The sequence below is a fragment of the Bacillus sp. 2205SS5-2 genome, from assembly GCF_037024155.1.
Lineage (GTDB): Bacteria > Bacillota > Bacilli > Bacillales > Bacillaceae_K > Bacillus_CI.
The window spans coordinates 65712-81991 of record NZ_JAYKTS010000011.1; the positions used below are offsets into that span (position 1 = coordinate 65712).

Annotated in this window: 19 protein-coding genes and 5 pseudogenes; 13 read left to right on the forward strand and 11 right to left on the reverse strand. The window is 34.8% G+C overall.

The genetic code is table 11. The annotated features are described in order from the left end of the window. Positions 1-15 precede the first annotated feature (15 nt). Positions 16-873 (reverse strand): annotated as a pseudogene (locus U8D43_RS09450) (DUF4158 domain-containing protein); the annotation flags it as partial. Between the two features lie 214 nt (positions 874-1087). Between U8D43_RS09450 and U8D43_RS09455 the strand changes: the two are divergent. After that, positions 1088-1411: pseudogene (locus tag U8D43_RS09455) on the forward strand (transposase); the annotation flags it as partial. A gap of 130 nt (positions 1412-1541) precedes the next feature. Here U8D43_RS09455 and U8D43_RS09460 read toward each other — a convergent pair. The 4 genes from U8D43_RS09460 to tnpA form a co-directional block, all read right to left on the reverse strand. Then, positions 1542-2012, reverse strand: coding sequence for a thioredoxin family protein (locus U8D43_RS09460; RefSeq protein WP_335870940.1), 471 nt, complete (start codon positions 2010-2012; stop codon positions 1542-1544). After that, the gene (locus tag U8D43_RS09465) at positions 2009-2437 is read right to left on the reverse strand and encodes a disulfide oxidoreductase (RefSeq protein ID WP_335870941.1); all 429 of its coding nucleotides are present in this window, start codon (positions 2435-2437) and stop codon (positions 2009-2011) included. Before U8D43_RS09465 ends, U8D43_RS09460 begins: the two co-directional genes overlap by 4 nt. Before the next feature lie 529 nt (positions 2438-2966). Continuing rightward, complete coding sequence (gene tnpB / locus U8D43_RS20945; protein ID WP_442893584.1) at positions 2967-3281, reverse strand: IS66 family insertion sequence element accessory protein TnpB; 315 nt, start codon at positions 3279-3281, stop codon at positions 2967-2969. 71 nt (positions 3282-3352) lie between these two features. Continuing rightward, positions 3353-3574 carry an IS66 family insertion sequence element accessory protein TnpA gene (tnpA, locus tag U8D43_RS09470; protein ID WP_335870942.1) on the reverse strand — a complete coding sequence of 74 codons (222 nt, stop codon included), beginning with the start codon at positions 3572-3574 and terminating at the stop codon, positions 3353-3355. A gap of 244 nt (positions 3575-3818) precedes the next feature. Here tnpA and U8D43_RS09475 point away from each other — a divergent pair, with 244 nt between their 5' ends. From U8D43_RS09475 to U8D43_RS09490, 5 genes are all read left to right on the forward strand, one after another. Beyond that, a complete protein-coding gene (locus tag U8D43_RS09475) occupies positions 3819-4553 on the forward strand; it encodes an ABC transporter ATP-binding protein (RefSeq protein WP_335870943.1) in 735 nt (244 codons plus the stop codon). 347 nt (positions 4554-4900) lie between these two features. After that, complete coding sequence (locus U8D43_RS09480) at positions 4901-6046, forward strand: hypothetical protein (RefSeq protein ID WP_335870944.1); 1146 nt, start codon at positions 4901-4903, stop codon at positions 6044-6046. Between the two features lie 261 nt (positions 6047-6307). Then, complete coding sequence (locus U8D43_RS20950; RefSeq protein ID WP_442893586.1) at positions 6308-6844, forward strand: metalloprotease family protein; 537 nt, start codon at positions 6308-6310, stop codon at positions 6842-6844. Continuing rightward, the gene (locus U8D43_RS09485) at positions 6841-7098 is read left to right on the forward strand and encodes a hypothetical protein (protein ID WP_335870945.1); all 258 of its coding nucleotides are present in this window, start codon (positions 6841-6843) and stop codon (positions 7096-7098) included. Before U8D43_RS20950 ends, U8D43_RS09485 begins: the two co-directional genes overlap by 4 nt. A 57-nt stretch (positions 7099-7155) precedes the next feature. Beyond that, positions 7156-7413, forward strand: a complete 258-nt coding sequence (locus U8D43_RS09490; protein WP_335870945.1) for a hypothetical protein — start codon at positions 7156-7158, stop codon at positions 7411-7413. Between the two features lie 82 nt (positions 7414-7495). Here the strand turns inward: U8D43_RS09490 and U8D43_RS09495 are convergent, their stop codons facing one another. Together U8D43_RS09495 and U8D43_RS09500 are read right to left on the reverse strand one after the other, a co-directional pair. Continuing rightward, positions 7496-7972 carry a hypothetical protein gene (locus U8D43_RS09495; protein ID WP_335870946.1) on the reverse strand — a complete coding sequence of 159 codons (477 nt, stop codon included), beginning with the start codon at positions 7970-7972 and terminating at the stop codon, positions 7496-7498. After that, positions 7969-8178 carry a helix-turn-helix transcriptional regulator gene (locus tag U8D43_RS09500; protein WP_335870947.1) on the reverse strand — a complete coding sequence of 70 codons (210 nt, stop codon included), beginning with the start codon at positions 8176-8178 and terminating at the stop codon, positions 7969-7971. Before U8D43_RS09500 ends, U8D43_RS09495 begins: the two co-directional genes overlap by 4 nt. A 530-nt stretch (positions 8179-8708) precedes the next feature. Here U8D43_RS09500 and U8D43_RS09505 point away from each other — a divergent pair. The 3 genes from U8D43_RS09505 to U8D43_RS09515 all read left to right on the forward strand — a co-directional run bounded on the left by U8D43_RS09505 (position 8709) and on the right by U8D43_RS09515 (position 10602). Next, positions 8709-8888, forward strand: coding sequence for a hypothetical protein (locus U8D43_RS09505; RefSeq protein WP_335870948.1), 180 nt, complete (start codon positions 8709-8711; stop codon positions 8886-8888). Between the two features lie 29 nt (positions 8889-8917). Beyond that, positions 8918-9160: a hypothetical protein gene (locus U8D43_RS09510; RefSeq protein ID WP_335870949.1), complete on the forward strand. Its 243-nt coding sequence runs from the start codon at positions 8918-8920 to the stop codon at positions 9158-9160. A 113-nt stretch (positions 9161-9273) separates the two neighbouring features. After that, positions 9274-10602 (forward strand): IS3 family transposase, encoded by a 1329-nt coding sequence (locus U8D43_RS09515; protein ID WP_335870950.1) that lies wholly within the window; start codon positions 9274-9276, stop codon positions 10600-10602. Between the two features lie 37 nt (positions 10603-10639). Here U8D43_RS09515 and U8D43_RS09520 read toward each other — a convergent pair whose 3' ends face one another. From U8D43_RS09520 to U8D43_RS09530, 4 genes and pseudogenes are all read right to left on the reverse strand, one after another. Then, positions 10640-10891 (reverse strand): hypothetical protein, encoded by a 252-nt coding sequence (locus tag U8D43_RS09520; RefSeq protein ID WP_335870951.1) that lies wholly within the window; start codon positions 10889-10891, stop codon positions 10640-10642. A gap of 238 nt (positions 10892-11129) precedes the next feature. Next, a complete protein-coding gene (locus U8D43_RS09525) occupies positions 11130-11267 on the reverse strand; it encodes a hypothetical protein (RefSeq protein WP_335870952.1) in 138 nt (45 codons plus the stop codon). Between the two features lie 205 nt (positions 11268-11472). Next, positions 11473-11676, reverse strand: a pseudogene (locus U8D43_RS20955) (IS1595 family transposase); the annotation flags it as partial. After that, positions 11672-12103: a 6-pyruvoyl trahydropterin synthase family protein gene (locus tag U8D43_RS09530; protein ID WP_335870953.1), complete on the reverse strand. Its 432-nt coding sequence runs from the start codon at positions 12101-12103 to the stop codon at positions 11672-11674. The gene U8D43_RS09530 and the pseudogene U8D43_RS20955, both read right to left, overlap by 5 nt. 1307 nt (positions 12104-13410) lie before the next feature. Between U8D43_RS09530 and U8D43_RS09535 the strand changes: the two genes are divergently transcribed. The 4 genes and pseudogenes from U8D43_RS09535 to U8D43_RS09550 form a co-directional block, all read left to right on the forward strand. Continuing rightward, entirely contained in the window at positions 13411-13770 is a 360-nt protein-coding gene (locus U8D43_RS09535; RefSeq protein ID WP_335870954.1) for a DUF6176 family protein, read from the forward strand. Positions 13771-13919: 149 nt separating this feature from the next. After that, positions 13920-14120 (forward strand): DUF3953 domain-containing protein, encoded by a 201-nt coding sequence (locus U8D43_RS09540; RefSeq protein ID WP_335870955.1) that lies wholly within the window; start codon positions 13920-13922, stop codon positions 14118-14120. Positions 14121-14272: 152 nt separating this feature from the next. Then, positions 14273-15209 (forward strand): annotated as a pseudogene (locus U8D43_RS20960) (DUF4158 domain-containing protein); the annotation flags it as partial. A gap of 137 nt (positions 15210-15346) precedes the next feature. Beyond that, a pseudogene (locus U8D43_RS09550) lies at positions 15347-16280 on the forward strand (IS1634 family transposase); the annotation flags it as partial.

Genomic DNA, 16280 nt, shown 5'->3' on the forward strand with positions numbered 1-16280 from the left:
TCCCCGTGCTTCCTCGTAACCGACCCACTCATTGAGTTGCTTGAGCCTGTAGACCGAATAATACCCTACCAATGAAGCATAGTATTTGATGCTTTCATTAGAAACTCCTAACCCTGGTAACAATTTTTTCGCCAGCCGATATAAAGACTGTATTTGTTTCCCTCGCTCCAACTCTCGCTTTATTTCACCTGCACTAAAGTCCCTTGGTTCATGTTTAAGCTGCGTAATTTCATACAGACCTTGAGAATCTTCAAGTAGTCGCTTTAAGGAATCGATATCAGGATGATTTAGGTGATTCTGCATCATAACAATTAATCGGTTTTGTTCATGAGTTATGGCTTTTCCTATCGTTTCTTGCATAAAACTATAACCAGGAATAACGATGAGGTTCTCTGATAAGTAATTCATAATTTCACGGAAAATAAAGATTGGTTTCCCACTAAAAGTAGCTGCCTTGCAAGCCTTTTTCTCTAATTGTTGTTTTTCTTCGGCATCACAACTGCGATAGTTGAAAAATTCACGAATCAAGTGTTGTTGTTTGAGCCTAGTATTCTTACCAACTACATTTAGAGTGACCATTTCACGATTATTAAAATGCTCGTTTAAAATATATCGAAGATCTTCCTCTACCTCATGGAGGTCAAACGAGAAAAATTGGTTTTTTACTTTAAAATAGCCGAGCTGCAAGATAAAGTAGACCTTAGATTTGACAGAACGAAATGTATCTAACAACTCTTTCTCTGGTTGAGAAAGAGAAAAATAGTGACAACGATCCTCATATGTAAAACGTGGTCTCCCGTAAATGCTTTCTAATTCATCTTCCCCAAGAATTTTCAATCGTTTTTGCTCAGTTCTGCTTTTGACAATATCCATATTTGCCCTTTCCAAAAAAAGAGATTATATTTTGGATCCTATTAATCTATTTCAAAAAGTATACTATTTGAAATGCTCTTTTAAACATGTTTTTTACGTTTCAGAAATACATCATAATGCAATTTGAAATATTTCAATAGCGTTGCATACTTTTTGAAATACGTTGTTTTCCCTCTTAATAAACCTTATCGGGGGGATATGTAAAAATACCCATACTGCGAAAGCATACCGAATGAAACTTACCTTGCAAGAGATTTATCGTTACCCAGGAGTAATCCCCAAGATGGCATTAAAAGATTGGATTCAATGGGGCCTACGCTGCCGATTAGAACCCATGGTAGAAGTGACCAAAATGATTAAAAACCATTACGACGGAATCACCCAGTGGTTTAAGTCCAACCTAAATAACGGACTGCTAGAAGGGATTAATAGTTTATTTCAGGCAGCTAAGAGAAAAGCTCGTGGGTATCGTTCTGATAAGAATATGATCGCCGTGATTTACCTGCTTGCTGGAAAACTTGATTTTGCACTTAAATAAAAAGAATGAGTAACAGTTCGGAGCCATACCTCGCTCACAACTGAACCCATTTCCTTGTCCGGTTTTTAGTTTTTGAGAAAAATAGAGTTGAATTCTCTCTATAAAATCACTGTAAATGGCGAAGAGCCTTTTAATTTAGTAGATTTGTATCAAAGAATTTTTTTAATTTTTCTTTTGGTTGTCCACCAACAATTCTAGCTACCTCTTTTCCATTTTCATAATGAACTATTGTTGGTGTAGAATCAATTTTATATTTATCCCATCCTTCTTTAAATTCATATATATTGTATTGAACTAAATCTACACCTATTTCCTTCGCAAAAGGAGAAATCATGGGAGTCATTTTTACACAATAAGTGCATAGTGGACTATAAAAATACACCGTAACTACATCATCTTTAGATAATTTGTTTTCTAGCTCTTCTGGCAAAATTAAATTTTGATAGTTTGGATCATCAAGTAATTTAACAGTCTCAGGATGAAGATTTGATTTATTATATGGATTATCCTCTATTGCTTTAGCATTTTTATAAAAATTAATTGCAGCAATTCCTATAAATAATGTTATAACTACGCTCGAAAAAATTAATATTTTTTTCATTGAGGTTCTTCCTTTCTTAATTTTTTAATCCATAAACTACAAATGAAAATTATAACAAAAGTAGTTAATGATAAAAATGGAATTGTTACAAATCCTAACCAATTAATATATTCACCTGAACAAGGAGTTTCGCCGCAAGATGGAATACTATTTGTAAAAAAAGCAAGTTTTTGAATAGAATAATGAAAAGATGAAAGTATTATTCCAATTCCAGATAGTATTAAAGAGTAAATCCAAACACTTGTGTCTTTTTTCCAAATAGAAATAAATAAAATAACAGACATTGGGTACATGAAGATTCTTTGATACCAACATAACTCACATGGAACATAACCTCTTATCACAGAAAAATAAAGAGATCCTATCGTCCCTAAAAAAGCAAATACCCAAGAATAGAATAAAATATTTTCTTCCTTTTTGTTCATCATTACTACCTCCAAAAATAAGAAAATTAAGTTGTATCAAAATGATTCAACTTAATTTTCTTTTATAACCTAATTCAATTTAGGCTACACATTCAAATCAAAAACTTCATATTTTATTTATTTTTCTTAATATTTATTGGTGCCTTCCTGAAAAAAATACCAATATTAAATAACATAAAACATAAAATATATGCAGTCAATCTTTCTTTGGAAAAAACTCCAAAATTTGTTAAAATACCTGTAATAACAAATGAAAACTCACTAAGGAAATCGTAAGTGACAAACAATCCCCACCTATGAACTAGATAGGGATTGTTATATGATTTACTTCTCTTTAAAGGTACGGCAATGATCTGGCAATCCTTTTAACCAAGGCAGTAGATGGTCAATCCATTCATGTCTGTTGCACTCTTATTTGGGAGTTTCTCAAATAGATTAAATACTGTAATAGATTCAATCCATTTTCTTTGGCAGTTTCGACTTTACAGTAAATAATAGCTCTGGCCCGAGCTGAAAGCCCATCTAGTAATCAACGAAATTGCCGGTGAGTAATGACTTGCGGAGAAGTGGAAGAGGATTCAGACCATGGGAAGTTACGCTTTTCTAATCGGCGGTAATAGAGACAGAACCCATTGAGCTCCCAGTGGAGTATTTTAATCTTGTCTCGTTGACGATTACAGAAAACAAAGAGACACGAGGAAAAGGGATTCAATTCGAATGTTTCTTGAACAATGGCTGCAAGGCCCTCAATTGATTTCCCTAGATCGGTACTCCTTTGTGCAAGATATACACGTATGATCAAATTGTCTTTGACTGACCACACGTGTCTCAGCACCCTAAACACTCGATGTGTATGATCAGCGCTCGCGTCTTCGGGATATAAAGTAACATATCATTGATTCTTACCTGTAGGGTTCAGGTAGTTGAGAAAGTTTCGACTTCAAACGATGTCCAACTATTTTTGGTGTTCTGGTCTATTCGTTTATTCTCGGATTCAAATTTCTTTCTCCAGTAATAGAACTGATGAATCGTGAGCCCACCCCTGTAACTAGATACCCAATCTAAAATGGATTGACCATTAATTTCATAGTCTTCCATTCGTTTTTTCCAGACCTGATATTTTGTTTTTCGATCCATAACGACACTCCTCGATTTGATGGAGAAGGTGTGGGCTGTTTGACGCTTACGTTATGTCCGCTCTTGGGTGGAATCATAGATTGTGAATTTCTTGACAGAATCTAAAAAACTAAACTATTTTCAGTTTTTTATTTTAAATATTCATATTATTTTATTTATTTTAAATATTACTATTATTTTATTTAATTATATTATATAATAACAAAGTGATATTATTGTTATTTACTACCAAAGGAGGAATATGATGTTAAAAATAGAAAATATATCTTTTTCATATGATAAGAAGACTCCTGTCTTAGATAAACTAAATCTAGAAGTTGATAAAGGTGATTTTCTTGCTTTGATTGGACCCAATGGTTGCGGGAAAACAACCTTGATTAAACTTATTTGTGATCTCCTTGAAAGGCAATGTGGCACAATCAAGCTAGATGGGGCAGACAACAATTTTCTCAAAGTGAAGCAAGAGATATTGTATCTACCTAGTGATGATGTCTTACCAGAGTTCCTCACCGGACGTGAGTACATCAACCTTATGCTTGATTTGTATTCAGTACCAATCCATTCAGAGAATCTCATTCGATTAACTAACTATTATTCATTTGAAGCAGCAATGGATGTCTTAATGGAGGAATATTCAAATGGAATGAAGAAGAAAGTGCAGCTAATCGCGGCTATGTTAATCAACCCCAAAGTACTTATTATTGATGAAACGTTAAACGGAATGGACGTTGAATCTCGTGAAGTCACAAAACTATTGTTAATGAATTTCTCTGGTGCTGAGAATATCATACTAATGTGTTCACACGACCTTCATCTGTTGGAAGAGATGTGTAATAAAGTAGTAATGTTATATGGTGGGAAAATACATACTCAAGAATACATAGATAATGTTAATAAAACTACTAATCTTCTTTCTATTTTTAGAGGGATAATGAATCATGAAGATTTAAAGAATGAGATCATCTTAAGTGACATATAATTTTCTATCAATATCAATATAATTCTGAATTTTACGGAGACTCTACTAAAATGAGATTATTTCAAATTAAAAGCCTTGTTCGTTTGTATAACACTTTTTTTACTCGTAAAATCTTAAACTTTGGTATTTTAAAAAATTACATTGTGAGAATTTTACTTTTTTTCGCTGTATTTATTTTAACTACATTTATTTCATATTCCATATTTATTTTTTTCTCTGATACGATTCAGACAGAGAAAACAGTTGTATTCCTTTTAAATACTTATTCCAATACAATAATTCTTTGGACAATGGTTGTAACGATTTTTCTTAAAATTGTTTTTTCAAAGGTCCATGGATTCTTGAGAATGACGATCAATTTTCCAATCAGCAATAAGGAACGAAACTTCTCAATTTTTATCTATGAGACACTTTTTTCCTTTGTAGCTATCTTTTTTCTCTCATTCTCCGTCGTCTTATCAATGCTCTTGATCCATCAATTTACTTATGTCAACATTTTGATTGTGAATTTACTATATGTAAGCAGCTTTACTTATCTGGCACTACAAGTTATTTCAAAATTGACGTCTTTTATTTGTTACTTTTTTCGAATTTCAAAAATGTTTCATGTTATTAATATATCAATTTTAGTATTAATTTTTGCAATGTTTTTCAGTCAAGCTCAAGAACTTGTAAAGAAGCTTGCCAATGACTTTCTTCTTGGGACAAATGAGGCAAAGAGTTTCCTCCTTCTCTTTCAAAATGTTCACCAAGAATTCGGCTTTTTACTAACTACGCTTATATACGTAGCGCTCTGTTTGATCTTTATCGGAGTAATCATTATCATCCCAGATCAATCGTACATGTCAAAGTCCAGGAACATTCTTATCACAGGAACAAAGTCAATGCGTTTAATGAAGGCATATGTGCTGAGCTCCTTGCGAAACATGAATACAATAAATACGGTAGCGCTTGTTTATTTGGCTGCATTTATCTTAATGATTTTTCAACTCAGTGACTTTATTTTGTACACGACGATTATTCTCGCAATAAATGGTATTTATAGCTTTATCTATTCTCAAAATCTTCGCCAATTGATGTATAAGTTTAACTATGTACCTTGGAAGGACTATCTCTATTTGGTTACTTCTCAAATCATCATGGTCTATCTTATTTCCATTCCGATTTTTTTGTCGGGGATATTTATAGTAGATTCAGTCGTCCATCTTTTCCTTCCTTATTTAGTTGTTACATTAGGTGTTTTAATATTCGTATTGGCAGGGATTTTATTCCCTCCCTATAATGACAATCCTTTTTCTGTTTTAACGAGCATTACAATTGTCACGATTCCAGTTCTTGTCATAGGTATATCACTAACATTCTTGAACTTGGGGAATTTACTGAACAGTCTGTTTTTCTTCTTATTCTACGTCGTCATTATTCTATTCAGTATCCAAGGATTGATAAACTTAAAAAGGAGTTTTAGAAGTGAAAAAAATGATTACAGCCATTAACTACCTAATCGCAGCAGTAATTACAACTTTGCTCATTTTAACATCTAGTTTTATATTTTTGTTGTTTAGTAGTAATGAAGATGGGTATCGCACATCGTATTTCGGCAGTTTATTCTTTTCTAGCACAACATCGGAAAATGACTCGGTAGCATTAGAATTTGGGGTAGCGAGTGGGCTACCCATATTTATAACAATCGCATTATTTTTTGTGATCTACTTATTTCTGGTTCAACTTTTCAAAAAGACTAGACCTAAATCATGATGGTTTCTACTTTCCCTGTGCAAAAGTTGTCATTCATACTTTTGACACGTTTGATTTTAGGATATTACAAAAAGGTGCTGCTAACATCCATTTTTGTAACATCAATCCCGTTCTTAATTCATCCAACCCTCACTTTGGCAAAGTTGACTTTGCAGTTTTATGTAATTTTTTTCTGTGGGCTATTGTTGTCATATGTAGTTCACGAATACTTGCATATTCAATGTCTTAAAAGAAACAGAAGAGGAGGGGAAGTTCAAGTAGAATTCTCATTTATGAAGATCTCACTTTATCCAAAATTTCAATTGTCAAAAAAAGAGATGATTAGGGTAGCCTTGTTGCCAGCACTTTTGTTACCAATTGTAGGTCTCCTTATGATATCTATCGGAAAATGGACAGAACAAACATTTCTAATCCTAACAGGCTATATTTATATCTTTCACGTTATTAACATCATTCCTCCACTTGGTGATGGAATGATGTTAATAAAAGCTTTGCTTATTAAGAAAACGACTATTGAAAGGAGGTGGAAAACATGACATTAGTAAATCAATTCTGGATTAATATATTACTTTCCTTGACAACCTGGAAAGAGGATATGATTTCTACGATCCAAGAAAAAAAGGTAGAATACAATGCTTGGTTCACTATATTATTAGCAGTTCTTATGGTGCTAGCATTTACAGTCTTCGCAGCACTTACAATTTGGTGCGTAGTTGAGAAAGGTAAGGCTTTCTCAGGAGATTGGAAGTGGAGCACGACAGGCGTAAGTGTAAAAGCTGAATGTATTTAATGATGTTATAAAAGCTTTGCTTATTAAGAAAACGACTATTGAAAGGAGGTGGAAAACATGACATTAGTAAATCAATTTTGGATTAATATATTACTTTCCTTGACAACCTGGAAAGAGGATATGATTTCTACGATCCAAGAAAAAAAGGTAGAATACAATGCTTGGTTCACTATATTATTAGCAGTTCTTATGGTGCTAGCATTTACAGTCTTCGCAGCACTTACAATTTGGTGTGTAGTTGAGAAAGGTAAGGCTTTCTCAGGAGATTGGAAGTGGAGCACGACAGGCGTAAGTGTAAAAGCTGAATGTATTTAATAGGGTGGCCTTCTGAAGTATGAATTTCAGAAGGCTTTTTCTTTTAACTACTATAGGGAACTATTAGTAGTTAAAAGTATAGTTAATTAATATATTCTAAAATGACTTTATAATAAATTAGATAATGAATTAATAAAATCATAAGCAAAACATGTATTATCATGTAAGTTTCAATTTGAAATGAAATTATATATAAGAAAAAGGTAATTGACATCAATATTGGAATGACAGCCGTGTAAAACATGTAAATCCGTTTTGCAGCCGTATAATAAATCTCTTGTGAACCCTCGTCTTCTTCGTTTATCTCCGGTGGCTTAAGCGTAAAAGGATTCCCTTTGTTCCACTTCTGAAAATAAAAAAAATAAATTATTAGGAAAACAGAAAAACTAATGAGTCCTAATATAATTATTATGCTAAATAGCTGAATTTTATACTCACCGACCGTAATTATCGCAAAGTTAGGATTTCTTATGGTTAGGTCAATAATGCCAAAGAAAAAGAATAAAACACAGTAGAAAAAGACCATAAATTTAGGGTGATATAGTTTAAACCTGTTCATAATCCGTCATGACCCTCCTCAAGAAAGAATAAATCCTCAACACTGCAATCAAAAACTTTCGCCAGCTTTAATGCGAGCAAAGTCGAGGGAAGCATCTTGTTTTTCTCAATAAACCCTATCGTCTGTCTTGATACTTTAATTAATGAAGCAAGTTTTTCTTGTGAATAGTTGTATCTTGCCCGATATTCCTTAACCCGATTTTTCATTATCCAATCTCTCCCTATAAAAATTGTAAAGTATTATACTCATTTTGTAAAGTATATTTACGTTTTAAATAGGTATAATTTTTCATGATTGTTATTCTCAAATCAAAAGTTCCGCCTTTGATGAGATGTTTGAAGATCTTTAAAACTGATTTTTATGCAGTAGTAACAGTATTTTCAGATCGTATCATAGATACGATCTTGTTTAAATATTTGGATTTTTTCCTAATTGATGAGAAACCAGTTTTTATTTTCCATTTATTTTCTTAACGGGGTTTCATGTCAAATTGTTGGCAGTACCCCTTTATATCAATTTTGAAGCAACAAATGTCCCATTTACTATCGTAATTTTTCAAAAACATTGGAAAGACTTCTCGTATTCAGAAAAGAAGCTGGTGGGGAAGGAAGTCCTTATTTATGGGCATCTACGAAAAAATGATTATAATAATAAGCAGTCAACCGAAATGATTATCAAAAGTGATAAGTATCTTGAAGTTATCAAGCGAAAAATCGAAAAAAACGTGGTGTTTTAAATGAATAATTCTTTAATTTTGTTTAACGAAAATGTAGGAAGAGAACAAGCTTTTATTCACTATACACAAACGTTACCAAATAATTTTAATCGCAGTAATTATTTAGTGTTTTTGCCGGAGGAAAATCAAGTGATTCAACAACAAATTTCAAGGTTATCTAGCAGAGATACTATCCTCTAGAGATAGCGGGGGGGAACGACCTATTCGCTATGCTTCATGCAAGCATTGCCCCGATAATTGGAAATAATCGATATGGAGATGAAGGACATCCAGATGTTTTTATCACAATTGATGTTGATGCCACTCAAATGTACTTTTTGAATCACTTTATGAAAGAAGCTAATTTTAATTTTCATCTTTTTATGAAGAAGGAAGATTTTGATTCTGATAATTTGCTGATCAATTACAAAGATTGGATATCATTTATGAATTTCACTCAATATGAATATTAAGAGAAGAAAGGAACTAAATGGTACCTGTAGTTAAGACACTTGAAAAAGAGTGTTTTATCTACAGGTATTTTTTTATATACTTAAATTTCACTATAAGGGGATTAGGAGACATCATGAGTAAAATAAAATTTTCAGCTAAAGAGATAAAAACACTTCAAAAGAATCCAAATGTACAGCGCTCTAGCATGAAATCTATTACCTATACAGATGCATTTAAAAAGAAGTTCTTGGATGACTATCTAACCGGAAAATTACCTCGACAGATATTTACGGAGAATGGCTTCGACACGGATATGATTGGAATTAAACGAATTGAACAATCAGCTTACCGTTGGAAGAAATCGTATGAAAAGAATGGGCTGATTGGGCTGACAGATTCCAGGAAAATGGCTTCCGGAAGGCCGATAAAGCGGGAACTTACACCAATCGAAGTAATTGAAAGACAGAATGCAAGAATCAAGCTTCTAGAGGGACAGGTGGAACTGTTAAAAAAGCTAGAAACGACAGAAAGGAGGCTACTAAACGCAAGAGAAACACTAAATACGAGTAAAGTATATCAGTTGATCCATGAGATAATTAATCGGAATGAATTTAAGAGGATGACCAGGTATTTTTGTGATCTTTTAGAGGTTTCTCGTTCTGGATATTATAGCTACCTAAAGGCAACAACCAACCGGGAAGCCAGGGAGAAGTTGGATTTGGAAGTAAAGAAACTCATCCTAATGGCGTTTAACCGCCGGGGATATAAAAAAGGTTCACGCTCCATAAAGATGATCCTCGAGAATGAGTATGATCTGATCTTTAGCCGTAAAAAGATACAAAGAATCATGAAGAAATATGGAATTGTGTGTCCTCATAGGAAGCCGAATCCTTACAAAAAAATCGCTAAGGCAACAAAGGAGCACCAGGTCGTCCCGAACAAATTAAACAGGGAATTTAAGCAAGGAGTCCCGGGGAAAGTGTTACTGACAGATATCACTTATTTACCATATAATGGCAATCGTATGGCTTATTTGTCGACCGTAAAAGACGCATCCACCAATGAAATACTAGCTTACCATGTATCTGATCGTATCACTTTGGACGTCGCAACCCAGACCCTTCATAAATTGAAGAACAACAAAAAAGTTATCCTTCCTGAAGAAGCCTTTATCCACTCAGACCAAGGAAGCCATTACACAAGCCCACGATTCCAGAAGCTATTAAAAAAATATGGCTTAGGGCAGTCCATGTCGCGAAGAGGGAACTGTTGGGATAATGCCCCTCAGGAGTCATTCTTTGGCCATCTGAAGGATGAGGTCGATTATAAATCGGCAAGAACATTGAAGGAACTGAAGTCAAAAATAAATCATTACATGGTTTACTATAACAATTATCGTTATCAATGGAATCTAAAAAAGATGACCCCTATTCAATATAGGAATCATCTTTTAGCTGCTTAACCTCTTTTTTTATAGTGTCCTTGACATAGGTGCCAGTTTAATAGTACTGTTCTTTTTTTTTGTTTCTTATAGATTCAAATTCGGCGATGAATAAATACAAAATCCCAGCAATCAAAGCAATTACACTAAGATTGCTCAGTGTGTTACCCACATATTCTAACATTGCGTTAAATAATCCTTCATTCCAGTTTTGTAGACTGGAACCGAATATTGCTGCACTTATATATTTCGATGAAATCAAAAATGAAGCAATTGCTATAAATGAAATTCCAACTCCTCTTCTCGACATAAAAAAACCAACTCCTTTAATTATCTAATTTTATTAAGTTCCTATTCTTTGAATAATCTACTCTATAATAAGGTTCTATAAAGGGTAAATTCCTCCTGCGCATATTTTTATATAGTATTGTTTTTCTGGTTATGCATTTTGGGGGAAATTGCTAAAAAAATAGGCCTGTCCGAATGAACATGGCCTACTTTTTAATTCTATTTATTAGATTCTCTTTAAGAACTATACACTCTCATCCCTAAAGTGGAGTTTTCACTGCTACTAACCATCCATCTAAATCATTTCCTTGTCTGGTAGGATAGTACGCTCTTACATCTCTTGAAGATGCAAGATACCAATCTATATATGCATCCATTGTACCAGTGGATTTTCTCATTCTAGGATCAAATCTCCAGTATCCTGCATACCCTGCTTCAATTGTCATTGTATGGGTTGAAGTTATGCTTTCCGATGTAACGTAAGTGTAGCCAACACCTGCTTTTAATGCTGATTCTGACTTGCAATCCACATAAGCATGGAATTAAGGAGGTCAGGCCCCTTAATTCGAAGTTTTACCGTGCTGGGGATCAGGCCCCTTAATTCAGATAACGCGTCCCTGAAATTGGAGTATTAGAGAGTTCATTGAAAGACTTGACGTAGTCACGAGAGGTATACCTTTGTCAATCTCTGTGCTTTCTATTTCCCTCTACCTTAGAGCACTTCTACAATCAACAGAGCCCAGTCCCTCTTTAAAACGGGTTTTCTCTAATCACTGTGAAGGCCGCTTTCGTATCGGCGTCTTCATTTAAACATCTCTCTTTCTACTATACCTTTACCTTGAGGTATGATAGCTGTTACTCTATCTAAACGTAAATTATTTTGAGCTAAAACTGAATCTAATTTTTTAAAAACAAATAATGCAATGTTTTCAGCACTAGGAGAAAAATTTAATTTTAATATGGGTTTACTTAACCCTGGTGGTATGGGTTCACCTTTTTCAATTAGAGCCTTGTTATTTAGTTCATTACCTATTGTTATATTATACAGGGCATTTAACTCACCAAATTCATCGACAAATCCTGTAACAGGATTTGGTGTACCGGAGATGGTAAGTTCTACCCCAATCAATGGGGAACCACTATTAAAACCGAAGCCTGTTACAACCCTTTGTGAATCTAGTGGAATAATGGCTTCGAAACTTGCAAAGTTTGGTTTTGATTTGGATTTTGACATAGTATCCCTCCTTCCTAAAGGTCTACTTATAATATGGTAGGTACGAGGTTTTTGATTGTACAAATCTCTATAAAAGTTGAATTAAATTGGTTTTTGATGTTATTCGGCGAAAAGTATTTAGAATATCTATATAGACTGAATATGGCTCTTCGCTATTTAGTGTTGACAAGACAATTTTCTAGGGTTCAATTGATGCTACCATTTTAGCTTAATATCAGGATTCTACATATTGATTAAAACAAGCGAAAAACCAAACCGGACAAGGGAATGAGTTCAATTGCTCGCTCAGCATTCACCACCTGTTACAAGAATAATTGATTGAGTTCCGAAACCTACATAGTTGTTTGAACTAAATACTAAATAGCGAAGAAGCTTATAAAAAAGATGCGATGTCTGGAAAAAAGTTTAACCGTTTTAGAAGGTGAACATTTAAGCAAACTGTGCTGTATGAAGATGTATGATATTTTTTGATCCAACTTTTTTATAAAAATTGTACACTAATTCACAATAAAAGAAGCCATTTTGATCAATCTTTTTTCAAATTGGCTTCTTTTTGTAAACATTGATGATATTTTTTATAAGCGAGTAGTGGTTGATTTCCTCAACAGGATGCTCGCATTCCGTGGGGCGGACGGTGAGCATCCTGCGCTTTGCGCCTGCGTGGTCTCACATGCCCCGCTATTCCTATAGGAATCGAGCATCTCCGTTACAATCAACTGATTGGATAAAACCATTTATTAAGGTGAAGAACAACGGATCGTAAATTAGATTGTCTCCATGCCCAGCTTCCTTAAATTTTCTCTCCCAGTCATACTTTTTTCGTTCTTTCGATACTCTCGTCACCCTTCTAAAGAGAGCACGAATTCATTTTTCAATTTGATTGAACAAGAGATCCTGAATCGTTCTTTTAATCTCAAGTTATGGTCTCTCATTAGGTAATTTAAGTTTCAATAAAACCTGTTACCTACTCCCAGTTCTATTACTGGCTTAGAAAATTTAGTGTTGTCGAAAGTCCAATCAAAACAACTACTCAGTGGTTACCCATGGATCTATCTGAACAAGTTGATCAATCAGAATCTAAGTATTTCTATTCGAGTAGAAGAAGTGGATGTCGAAGTGAATCCTGGCTTCAATCCTGATCATCAACTACAAGTGGTTCGGACGTTAAATAGGAGATGATCAGTGGAGCTTCCATAGGAAAGGTTTGTAATTGAGATGAAGACGCTTCCCGAATATGGAAAGCCTGTGTTCTACCTGTTAAATTGTGCTATATTTTAATAGATACATAAGATGGAGGTGCGTAGGAAATGAAAGCTCGATTAAGTAAATTTCGCATTAAAGATGGAAAAACAAAGCAGGTGGATCAGTGGATGGATATGCTAAATCAAAATATGGATAAGGTATTGATTATTTTGAAGAATGAGAACTTATTTGTTGAAACGATGTTTCGAGAAAAAGGTGAGGACGGAGAATACCTTTATTGGTATGCAATACAAGGTAATAAGAAAGAAGTTCAACTTTCTGATGAGGAATTAAATAAGAAAAATGATGTCATGAAAAAACATATTCACTATTGGGAAGAGTGTATTGTACAGGATGAGGAGATGCCAGCAATAGCTACTGAAGTGATGATGGTACCTGATCATATCAGAAACGCTATGAGCTAAAAAAATGTACCTTTAATAAAATGAAGAAGGATGTTTTTCGGGTCTTGTTTTATAGCGAAACCAAACAATGGAAGTATTTATGTAGACTCCTATTTTTGGGAACCTGTCCTACCGGTAGGGAGAAAACTATGTAGGGAAATTTAAGAATTATGTTAGATGTAATAGTTTTTACTGTGTCAGGTTATAGCTTACTAACAAAACATGTTTGGCTACTACTATACATGTTGTTCTTCTTAGGTTTGATGATGTTGGTTATGGGATTAGAAGGATTTCAACAAGGACGAACAGCTTATGGCTATCTTAATTTATTTGTTTCTATGCTTCTATTCGTAGTACTATTCATCCCTTAAAGGCTCAATCACAGGGTTGCTTCTCTAGTCCGTCACAAGGATTACAATAAATGTAAAACAAACAGATGAAAGTAATTCTTTTAGCTCACTTGCTAGCGTTGCCCTATCAAAATTATACTAGAAATAAACACTATAGATTAGAGGGGAAAGTATTGAAACGAAACTGGACTGAAGAAGAGCTTATAACTGATTTTATACTTATGCCAGCCAGATGAACTAAATTTACTTATGGGAAATAGAACCGAGGCAAATCGTTTGGGTTTTGCCCTGTTATTGAAATATTTCCAACAGGATGCAAAATCCCCAACGATAAAGCAAGATATTCCAAGGGTTATTATTGAATATATTGCAAAACAAATAGATGTATCTCCAGATTGTTTTGAAGAGTATGGATGGGATGGAAAAGAAAAAATTTATACTCGCCATCGTAACATGATAAGAGAATTTTTTGGTTTTCGAGAACTTATAGGTGCAGATAATGAACGATTAAGCGGATGGTTGGCAGAGCATGTATCCCTGTCACATTATATTGATTTCTTAACCAATCAATCCTATGGCTTCTTTCGCAAACAGAAAGTGGAACCCCCTTCCCCAGGGAGTTTAAAACGAACTATTGATGCCTTGTTGGATTCTCGTGTCAATGAAGGACAAGAAACAGAAAGCCGTTAGATTATGACTTTTCGGGATCTTTTGTCTTCTCCACGTAAGCCAAGTGTTGCCACAATGGAGATGGAATTACAGAAGTTATTAGCCCTCAGGGATACCTAGGTATCCCTGAGGGCCTTTTGATCATCTGGCGGCACCTAAACTTGTCACTAAGTATCGCCTTCGTGCTGCAACTGAAACAGCCACGGAGCTACGTGCACATCCTCCATCCATTCGTTATACCATTTTGTCAGTTTTATTCGCACATCAGAAATCAGAGATTATTGACGGACTGGCGGATTTATTGGATGAAATTTCACACAAATTTGGTAACAAAGCAAAGAATTCGACACGTAAAGAAACTCAGGAAGAATTAGGGGAAGTACAGGGGAAAATAAGCATATCTTAAATCTATTAAAAGCAACCCTTGATCACCCGGATGGATGTAGTTTTAAAATAAAGATCGATAATTTATTATAACTCACATTCCGCATGAAAAATTATCCAAGTATTATTTTTATGAAGGATACCTCCACTTTTTCTAGAACCTTACAGTAATGATGAAAGTGGAGGGTCAAATTATGGTGAATCAAGTACTTACGTTAGACGTGGGACCATCACAACTATTGTCGAAATTAATGGATGAAATTCAGTTTGAAGAAAAGATTAATGAGTCGGTCGTTTGGGATTAACAGCGCTGTGGCCTGTCCCCCCGGTACCCGACTCAAGGCGTTGGTTCTAAACATCCTTGGCCAAAAATCTCCTCTCTATAAGGTCCAGGAATTTTACCAAAAACAAGATGTTGAACTTCTCTTTGGATCGGATGTAAAACCGGAACAGTTCAATGATGATTCGTTAGGAAGAGCGCTTGATTATTTATACGAAGCCGATCCGTGGAAAGTCAACACCCCGTTAGCCTTATCGACCTTAAATCAACTGAATGTAGCACTCGATACTTTACATTGCGACACGACTTCCTTTTCCGTATCTGGCGATTATCTTCCCGATTCTTCTTCTTCTGGTCTATCTGAAAAAGAACCCCTTTCCGTCACGTATGGATACAGTAAACAAAAACGTCCGGATTTGAAGCAAATCGTCCTGGGCATGGGCGTCACTCCTCAAGGGATCCCCATCGTAGCCAAGTTGGAGAATGGAAACACCTCGGATGTGAAATGGAACATGGAATTTGTTCAGAAATTACGTGAAACCCTGTCAGAAGAGAACTGGTCGAACCTCCTATACCAAGCCGATTCTGCCCTCATTTCAAAAGGAAATCTCCAAGATTTAGCTGCCCATCAGTTGGATTTTCTTTCGCGGCTTCCTGATACCTTCAGACTTTCCACTGAATTAAAAAGCAAGGCGTGGAAGAACAATAAGTGGGAGGTCATAGGGAAATTAACGAGCCAAACGAATGGCTCCAACTACCGTTACCAAGCGTTTGAAGAAGAACTAGAGGGGCGGTTGTATCGATTCCTCGTTGCCCACTCGAGTCAATTGGAAAAACAGAAGGTGAAA

Bases quoted from the DNA above. Each gene is read 5' to 3' on its own strand.
- U8D43_RS09510 (WP_335870949.1), top strand. From the start codon at position 8,918: ATGCTTCATGCAAGCATTGCCCCGATAATTGGAAATAATCGATATGGA.
- tnpA (WP_335870942.1), bottom strand. From the start codon at position 3,574: ATGGATCGAAAAACAAAATATCAGGTCTGGAAAAAACGAATGGAAGAC.
- U8D43_RS09495 (WP_335870946.1), bottom strand. From the start codon at position 7,972: ATGAACAGGTTTAAACTATATCACCCTAAATTTATGGTCTTTTTCTAC.
- U8D43_RS09475 (WP_335870943.1), top strand. From the start codon at position 3,819: ATGTTAAAAATAGAAAATATATCTTTTTCATATGATAAGAAGACTCCT.
- U8D43_RS09530 (WP_335870953.1), bottom strand. From the start codon at position 12,103: ATGTCAAAATCCAAATCAAAACCAAACTTTGCAAGTTTCGAAGCCATT.
- U8D43_RS09505 (WP_335870948.1), top strand. From the start codon at position 8,709: ATGAATAATTCTTTAATTTTGTTTAACGAAAATGTAGGAAGAGAACAA.
- U8D43_RS09460 (WP_335870940.1), bottom strand. From the start codon at position 2,012: ATGAAAAAAATATTAATTTTTTCGAGCGTAGTTATAACATTATTTATA.
- U8D43_RS09520 (WP_335870951.1), bottom strand. From the start codon at position 10,891: ATGTCGAGAAGAGGAGTTGGAATTTCATTTATAGCAATTGCTTCATTT.
- U8D43_RS09480 (WP_335870944.1), top strand. From the start codon at position 4,901: ATGACGATCAATTTTCCAATCAGCAATAAGGAACGAAACTTCTCAATT.
- U8D43_RS09465 (WP_335870941.1), bottom strand. From the start codon at position 2,437: ATGAACAAAAAGGAAGAAAATATTTTATTCTATTCTTGGGTATTTGCT.
- U8D43_RS09485 (WP_335870945.1), top strand. From the start codon at position 6,841: ATGACATTAGTAAATCAATTCTGGATTAATATATTACTTTCCTTGACA.
- U8D43_RS09500 (WP_335870947.1), bottom strand. From the start codon at position 8,178: ATGAAAAATCGGGTTAAGGAATATCGGGCAAGATACAACTATTCACAA.
- U8D43_RS09525 (WP_335870952.1), bottom strand. From the start codon at position 11,267: ATGAGAAAATCCACTGGTACAATGGATGCATATATAGATTGGTATCTT.
- U8D43_RS09515 (WP_335870950.1), top strand. From the start codon at position 9,274: ATGAGTAAAATAAAATTTTCAGCTAAAGAGATAAAAACACTTCAAAAG.
- U8D43_RS09535 (WP_335870954.1), top strand. From the start codon at position 13,411: ATGAAAGCTCGATTAAGTAAATTTCGCATTAAAGATGGAAAAACAAAG.
- U8D43_RS20950 (WP_442893586.1), top strand. From the start codon at position 6,308: ATGGTTTCTACTTTCCCTGTGCAAAAGTTGTCATTCATACTTTTGACA.
- U8D43_RS09540 (WP_335870955.1), top strand. From the start codon at position 13,920: ATGTTAGATGTAATAGTTTTTACTGTGTCAGGTTATAGCTTACTAACA.
- U8D43_RS09490 (WP_335870945.1), top strand. From the start codon at position 7,156: ATGACATTAGTAAATCAATTTTGGATTAATATATTACTTTCCTTGACA.